1 protein-coding gene is annotated in these 298 nt (G+C 75.5%); it reads right to left on the reverse strand.

From position 1 onward, the window contains the following. Window positions 1–92: 92 nt before the first annotated feature. Window positions 93–298: PDZ domain-containing protein (locus BI06_RS22265; RefSeq protein ID WP_043470827.1), on the reverse strand; the 206-nt coding region annotated here is incomplete at its 5' end.

Genomic DNA, 298 nt, shown 5'->3' on the forward strand with positions numbered 1-298 from the left:
AGCGGGCGACAACACAGCCCGGACGGCGGGCGACCCCCGCCAACCCTTGCGCGGTGTGCGGGGCGCCCGCCGTCCGGGGGCCGGTGGACGCCCTACGGCGTCGCCAGGGTGCCGAGGGTGACCTCGGCGGTGGTGCTCCTGCCGTCCCGGCTGTAGGTCACGGTGACCTTGCTTCCCGGCGCGAGCGAGGCCAGTGCGGTGGTGAGCGAGTTCAGCGAGTCGACCGGGGTGTCCCCGATCTTCGTGATCACGTCCCCGGGCTGGAGGCCGGCCGAGGCGGCCGGTCCGCCGTCCGCGA

This window comes from Kitasatospora sp. MBT66 (assembly GCF_000710405.2).
In the GTDB taxonomy this organism is placed as follows: domain Bacteria; phylum Actinomycetota; class Actinomycetes; order Streptomycetales; family Streptomycetaceae; genus Kitasatospora; species Kitasatospora purpeofusca.